Raw genomic sequence first — 1521 nt, forward strand, 5'->3', positions numbered from 1 at the left:
CTACACCCGGGAGTGCCGTGGGCACGTCGACCGCGTGCTCTACGACAGCAGCACGCATCGCAAGTTCCTGGCGGACGTGGACTACGAGCGCCCGCCCCGCGGCCTGGGCGAGTTCGTCGTCACCTTCGTCGAGGACGTGCCAAGCTACTTCGACCCCGGCGAGGCCTCATACCGAGGCATCCCCGTCTACGCCTGCAATCTCGTGCACCAGTACCTCTGGCCCCTCTCGCGCGACGAGACGGTGATTCGGTTCAGGGTCGAAGGGGCGCCGTTCTAAAAAGTCCCGCCTCCCAAGGCGGGCTCCTGCAACTCAGAGCCGCGGATCGCCAAGCGTGACATATAAATCATAGCCACAAATCATCCGCTGGTGGCAACGTGCGGTATCGACCCAGAATTCGAGACAAGCTTCAGGAATTGGTGTCTTGGCCAGAACATTCACCTACACCTTTTCAACACCAGCAAATAGTAGCTTTACGGTAACAACCGGAGACAATGCCGGATCGTACACAATTGATGGCACAGCCTATAGTGGCTATGCGATTACGGGAATCACCGGCACTTTCAATGGGCAGCAGATTACCGAGTTGCTGGGGCCTGGCGGCACCTTGCAGCAGGACACGGATAGCAACGGGCGTGGTGCTGCTGGACCATATGATAACATCGTATTTATAAATAACACCCAGGGCAGTGGCGGCAGCTCATACGGAATAGACCAATACGGTATTGGGTTTCGAACTGCGACAACAGATTATGCGGTTTTCTATTCAAATAGTTCATTCGGTTATCAATCGAACGGAAACTTTAATAACACTTCCACTTTGAGAAGCTCAAATGCGCCGTGTTACGTGACGGGAACCTGCATACGTACCTTCCGCGAAGGCAACGAGATTGATGTCCCAGTTGAGGTATTAGCGGTTGGTGATCTCGCCGTGACAGCTTCTGGGGCGCACCGTCCAGTCCGCTGGATTGGCCATCGTAGATTGGACTGCACCCGCCAAGCTGTGCCCAGCAGCGTTATGCCTGTGCGCGTCGCCGCGCATGCCTTCGGTGAGAACCGCCCGGCCCGCGACCTCCTGGTCTCGCCCGCCCACGCGATCTGCGTCGACCTGATGGGCGAGGTGCTCATCCCCGCCATCCGCCTCGTCAACGGCACCACCATCGCCCAGGTCCCGGTCGAGCACGTCACCTACTGGCACGTCGAACTCGACAGCCACGACATTCTCCTTGCCGAGAACCTGCCCGCAGAGAGCTACCTCGAGTGCGGCAACCGCCGCTTCTTCGCCAATGCCGGCGTCACCGACCTCGCGGCGCTGCCTGATGCTCGACCGGAAGGCCCGCTGCCGTTCTGCCGACCTTTCCACGAGGACGGCGCAATTGTGGACTTTGCGCGCGCTCGGCTAGGGCCTGTCGTCGCCTGGACGGATTGGCTGGGCTTGCGTTTTCGTTTCTCTGAGGCAGGAGGGACGATGCTGAGCGACGCGCAATGGTCTGAACTGGAGCCCTTGGTCGAGGCCTGCCGGC

At 59.5% G+C, this 1521-nt stretch carries 1 protein-coding gene and 1 pseudogene; both read left to right on the top strand.

What is annotated here, in order from left to right; all coding sequences use genetic code 11:
* A pseudogene (locus MKK54_RS03620) lies at nt 1-277 on the top strand (hypothetical protein); the annotation flags it as partial.
* Between the two features lie 145 nt (nt 278-422).
* On the top strand, nt 423-1521 hold a 1099-nt coding region (locus MKK54_RS03625), incomplete at its 3' end, for a Hint domain-containing protein (RefSeq protein WP_244009202.1).

Source organism: Methylobacterium sp. J-068 (genome assembly GCF_022829445.1).
GTDB lineage: Bacteria > Pseudomonadota > Alphaproteobacteria > Rhizobiales > Beijerinckiaceae > Methylobacterium.